The following is a 5,427-nucleotide window of genomic DNA, read 5'->3' as shown; positions in this document are numbered from 1 at the left end:
TTCGGAAAATAAGGCTGAAGGCGCGCCATCTGTTCGTCAGTCAACCAGAATAGATTGCTCATGATATACCCCTGAAACTCAGGGGCTTGAATCACGCAGCCGAGATGGCGGCAACCAAATTAATGGGTCCAGAACCTAGGCTTTTTGTTACGGTGCCACCTACTTGATTTTGGGTTGGTCGCCTCGTGTCGTTTGCAAATGAACTCGATGTACTCACTGGCAAACCAAATCCGAGCTTTCTCTCGCATAGAACGAGGCTTGTCTTTGTCACCGACAATGTCCATCGCCTTTTCGACGGCAAGCGGGTGAATGTCGGGATCAACATCTGTTGTAGACGCGATGACATACTTGCTATCATTGTGGACGGTGCACATGTGGCGCACTTCCACAAGTTTACGAATACCTTTGTCGGGCCAGTTCACCTGAAGGATTTGTGAGTCCGTGGCGAAGTGAGGACTATTTCCTTCAAATACTTCGGGAAGTCGCTTCTCCCGCTCTGCTGCAAAGGCTTGGCATTGCTCGTGGATGAAGTCGATCTTCGAATAGACTTCCGGAAGTGATGTATCGAGGTATCGTGAGATAGCTGAAAGCGTCACGCCATTAACCAGCGATCTAAAGACTTTTCCATTTAGATCTCTACGCTTTTGTCGCCTCGTCGAGCGACCAATCGAAAAGGTCTTCTTGCACGCTCTGCACTGATATCTTGGATCTCCTTTGGCCGTTTTGCCGAACTTTCGATACCGGCTGAGCATCAGCTCAACGGTCGCTCCGTGATTGACACATGCAACACTCGGACAACTTTAATGCTTTGTTCTTCTATTCAGGCGGGAGAGCCTTGCGTATTCTTCCGCCAAAGCTTTGTTGGATTTGAGGGTGCTAGACCGTCCGCAACTTGGCCAAACATAGGTGCGCTCATCTCCAGACCCGCAGACCTTGCCCCGCGCCAAGTTTGAACCCGGAGTAGCTGGTCGGTCGCGCCCCTCTCTTGGGTCAGGAAATACGCCGTAAAGGTCACAAAGTGGGTTGCGGCAAAAATTGACTGAGAAACCTCCAGGCAGGCGAGGAAGCCGAGTACTTTTTTTGTTCGCAGATTTTGCGAAGCCTTCTTGGGTTCCGGCACGTCACAAGCTCATATTTCTTAACGAAAACGACCAGCAGCCTGGCTGCTGGTCGAAAGCTCGTCAGTATTTACATATAGTGGCTTGACGTCAGGCCGCCTTGTTTCGTTCGGGCACACCTCTGCTGTGGACACTCCTCTGACGGGGGGATAAACCTGCGGAGACCAAGATTTACGTGCGCCGAGAGAGCCCTATGCCAACCCTGAACGACATCCGATCGACCTTTCTGAACTACTTTGAAAAACAGGGGCATGAGGTCGTGGCGTCCAGCCCGCTGGTGCCGCGCAACGACCCTACGCTTATGTTCGTCAATTCGGGCATGGTGCAGTTCAAGAACCTGTTCACCGGCCTGGAAACACGTGACTACAAGCGCGCCACCACAGCGCAGAAATGTGTGCGTGCTGGCGGCAAGCATAACGACCTCGACAATGTGGGCTACACTGCGCGCCACCATACATTCTTCGAGATGTTGGGGAACTTTTCGTTCGGTGATTACTTCAAACACGAAGCGATCCCGTTCGCGTGGGAACTGATCACCAAGGAATTCGGAATCGACAAGAACCGCCTGCTTGCTACGGTCTATCATACTGATGACGAGGCGTTTGAAATCTGGAAAAAGGTCGGTGTTCCCGAAGACCGGATCATCCGCATCGCCACCAGTGACAATTTCTGGCAGATGGGTCCGACCGGCCCCTGCGGCCCGTGTACCGAAATCTTCTACGATCATGGCGACCACATCTGGGGTGGCCCTCCGGGATCGGCCGAAGAGGATGGCGATCGATTCATTGAAATCTGGAACGTCGTTTTCATGCAGAACGAGCAGTTTGAAGACGGCTCGATGGTCGAACTCGACATGCAATCGATCGATACGGGCATGGGGCTCGAGCGCATCGGTGCGTTGTTGCAGGGCAGCCATGACAATTATGACACCGATCTGTTCAAGGCACTGATTGAAGCGTCGGCCGATGCGACTGGCGTGGATCCTTACGGGGATCAGAACGTGCACCACCGTGTGATTGCGGACCACTTGCGTTCGACCTCGTTCCTGATTGCGGATGGCGTGATGCCGAGCAATGACGGCCGCGGTTATGTTCTGCGCCGCATCATGCGTCGTGCCATGCGCCATGCTCACCTGTTGGGTGCCAAGGATCCGGTCATGCACCGGCTCGTACCGTCACTCGTACAACAAATGGGTGGGCACTATTCAGAGTTGACCCAGGCACAGCCATTGATTGAAGAGACTTTGTTGCTTGAAGAAACCCGCTTCAAGCAGACGCTGGATCGGGGGCTGAAGCTGCTTGACGACGAAGTATCTGGCCTTTCCGAGAGTGCGCCATTATCCGGTGAAGCGGCCTTTAAGCTGTACGACACTTATGGCTTCCCGCTGGACCTGACGCAGGATGCGCTGCGTGAGAAGGGCCGGACGGTTGATACAGACGGTTTTGACGCGGCGATGGCGAAACAGAAGGCCAAGGCACGAGCTGCCTGGGCGGGGTCGGGTGAAGCTGCTGATCAGGCAGTCTGGTTCGATGTTCTGGATACCGCCGGGGCGACCGACTTCCTTGGCTATGACACCGAGAAGGCTGAAGCTCAGGTTGCTGCTTTGGTTGTTGACGGCGCTTTGGTTGAAAAGATCGATGCGGGTGACAGCGGCTGGGTCGTGGTGAACCAGACCCCATTCTACGGCGAGGCAGGTGGCCAGGTCGGTGACACTGGCGAGTTGCGGCGCCTTGAAGATCGCGATCACCTCAGTCGGGTGGAGGACACCAGGAAATTCGCCGATGGGAAGGTCTATGCGCATAAGGTGACGGTCATCAGCGGTGCTGTGTCAAAAGGTGATGCCGTCGAGCTGGAAGTCGATCATGCGCGCCGCACTGCAATCCGGGCCAACCACTCGGCCACGCACCTGCTGCATGAAGCACTACGGGAAACGCTGGGCGACCACGTGGCGCAGCGCGGCTCGCTGAATGCGGCCGATCGTTTGCGGTTCGACTTCAGCCATTCCAAAGCGCTGAGTCTTGAGGAAATCCGGAAAGTCGAACGTGAGGTGAACGACTTCATCCGCCAGAACTCGGCTGTGGAGACACGGGTCATGACACCAGATGATGCGCGCAAACTGGGCGCGCAGGCATTGTTCGGTGAAAAATACGGTGACGAGGTTCGTGTTGTTTCGATGGGCAAGGCGTCCACGGGCAAGGGCCATGATGGCGAGACATGGTCGATTGAACTGTGTGGCGGTACCCATGTGCGCCAGACGGGCGACATTGGCACGTTTGTCGTGCTGGGGGACAGCGCAAGCAGTGCCGGCGTGCGTCGCATCGAAGCGCTAAGCGGGGATGAAGCTTTTCGGTACCTTTCGGCGCAGGATCAACGCCTTGCACAGGTGGCGTTGGAACTGAAGGCCCAGCCGGACGATGTGGTGGCACGCGTGAAGGGCCTGTTGGAAGAACGCAAGTCACTGCAGAATGAAGTGGCTCAGTTGCGTCGTGATCTTGCGATGTCCGGCGGGGCCGGGAAGGGTGGAGGCGCCGAGGCACGTGATGTGAACGGAGTGAAGTTCATGGCTCAGGCCCTCAGCGGTGTATCCGGGAAAGATCTTCCGGCATTGATCGACGAACACAAGGCTCGACTTGGGTCAGGTGCGGTGCTGCTTATCGCGGATACAGGCGGCAAGGCTGCGGTTGCGGCCGGCGTTACCGAAGACCTGACAGGGACCGTTTCGGCGGTCGACCTGGTCAAGGCCGCCGTGGTGGAATTGGGCGGCAAAGGCGGTGGCGGTCGTCCGGATATGGCTCAGGGCGGCGGCAAGGACGCGTCGAATGCGGATGCGGCGATCAAGGCCGCAGAACAGGTTTTGGGAGGATAAGATGGCGGCACTTTGGATTGCGCATGTAACGGTGACTGATGCCGAGGCGTACGGAAAATACGCTGAATTGGCAGGACCAGCCATTGCCAAGCACGGGGGAGCCTTCATCGCCCGTGCCGCGCGTTATGTTCAGTTGGAAGGCAAGGAGCGACCACGTAATGTCGTCGCCCGGTTCCCATCGCTTGAAGCAGCGGTCGAGTGTTACAATTCGGATGATTATCAGCAGGCACTGAGTCACGCACGCGAGGCAAGTGAACGTGAATTGGTCGTGGTTGAAATCACAGAGTGATCGCCAGGTTTCACGACTTGAAACGTCGTTTGCCGTAGAGTCTGGCAACGAATAGGCAATCATCTGCTTATGTCACAATCGATCAAGGAAACTCAGCCCGCAAACATGGGCTGAGATTAATTTTACATTATTGCAGGGACTTACGTGATTTTGGTGCCGCAGATTTTAGAGCTTCGCGCCCGAATTGTGGCCGCGCCATCCAATTTCTTGCGCGAAAAGGTCAGATTAGCGGACGAAATTTCGCCCTTTTTCCCCTTCAACTTTTTAGGTGATTGCTTGGGCAGGGTTGTTCGCAGATAGTTTCATGAATCGGAATGCGACCCTGTTTGACGTGCGATCGTGCGAAAAACACCGGATTGGGGTACAGGCATGAAACACTTTACAAATCTGGCCAAACGGATTGGTTCCAGACTTTTGCCGGTTTCGGTGCGGGTCGTCAGCATCTGTGTTTTAGGCATCTGCACCTTTGCCATGACCTCGGTCGCGCATGCGTCCGGGAACGGGTTTATCCCAAGTGTCGCGTCTTCACCACCTCCGTCCGGAGCCGCCAACTTGTGCGCTCAATACAATTGGGCCTGCGCAGGAAAGCGATCCGTATCCTTGTCCAGTCAGCAAGAACTGCAGGTTGTCGAACAAATTAACCGGCGTGTGAACAGGTCGACCCGCGAAGTCACCGATCAATCTCAGTACAAAACGACCGAGCGATGGGCGCTGCCCACCGCCAGGGGCGGTGATTGTGAGGACTTCGCGCTGTTGAAGAAAAGAGACTTGATCCATGCGGGGGTCGATCCAAGCAAACTCTTGATCGCTACTGTTCTGGACACGCGCCGGGTGCCTCATGCGGTGCTGGTGTACCGCTCTTCAAACGGTGATTTGGTTTTGGACAACCTCACAAACCGTATCAAACCCTGGACAGCGACGCGGTACCTGTTTCTTCGTATGCAAGACCCGAACCGGCCCGGAAGTTGGGTTGGTGTTTACGGGCATAGCTGAGGAAAACTGAAAACCTTTTTTGAGAAAGTGAATACCGGTGCAATCGAATCTTGCACCGGTATTTTTGCTTCCACACTAGAACGTTTCGCCGCCGCCTTCACCTTCGCCGCCGCCTTCACCTTCGCCGCCGCCTTCACCTTCGCCGCCGCCTTCACCTTCGC

4 protein-coding genes are annotated in these 5,427 nt (G+C 55.5%); 3 read left to right on the top strand and 1 reads right to left on the bottom strand.

All coding sequences use genetic code 11. The features are described from left to right. Positions 1-119 precede the first annotated feature (119 nt). Positions 120-596: a hypothetical protein gene (locus AC2FFA_RS22475; protein ID WP_496853302.1), complete on the bottom strand. Its 477-nt coding sequence runs from the start codon at positions 594-596 to the stop codon at positions 120-122. A 715-nt stretch (positions 597-1,311) separates the two neighbouring features. On the opposite strand from AC2FFA_RS22475, the gene alaS reads away from it, so the two are divergent. The 3 genes from alaS (at position 1,312) to AC2FFA_RS22460 (ending at position 5,266) form a co-directional block, all read left to right on the top strand. Then, positions 1,312-3,984 carry an alanine--tRNA ligase gene (gene alaS / locus AC2FFA_RS22470; RefSeq protein ID WP_496853301.1) on the top strand — a complete coding sequence of 891 codons (2,673 nt, stop codon included), beginning with the start codon at positions 1,312-1,314 and terminating at the stop codon, positions 3,982-3,984. Position 3,985: 1 nt separating this feature from the next. Continuing rightward, entirely contained in the window at positions 3,986-4,273 is a 288-nt protein-coding gene (locus tag AC2FFA_RS22465) for a DUF1330 domain-containing protein (protein ID WP_117868918.1), read from the top strand. Between the two features lie 369 nt (positions 4,274-4,642). Further along, entirely contained in the window at positions 4,643-5,266 is a 624-nt protein-coding gene (locus tag AC2FFA_RS22460; protein ID WP_496717592.1) for a transglutaminase-like cysteine peptidase, read from the top strand. Positions 5,267-5,427 lie beyond the last annotated feature (161 nt).

The organism is Ruegeria sp. YTSB088, assembly GCF_059609825.1.
Note: the sequence above shows the minus strand (reverse complement) of the source record. Positions and strands in the feature narration are given on the sequence as shown.

Bases quoted from the DNA above. Each gene is read 5' to 3' on its own strand.
- alaS (WP_496853301.1), top strand. From the start codon at position 1,312: ATGCCAACCCTGAACGACATCCGATCGACCTTTCTGAACTACTTTGAA.
- AC2FFA_RS22465 (WP_117868918.1), top strand. From the start codon at position 3,986: ATGGCGGCACTTTGGATTGCGCATGTAACGGTGACTGATGCCGAGGCG.
- AC2FFA_RS22460 (WP_496717592.1), top strand. From the start codon at position 4,643: ATGAAACACTTTACAAATCTGGCCAAACGGATTGGTTCCAGACTTTTG.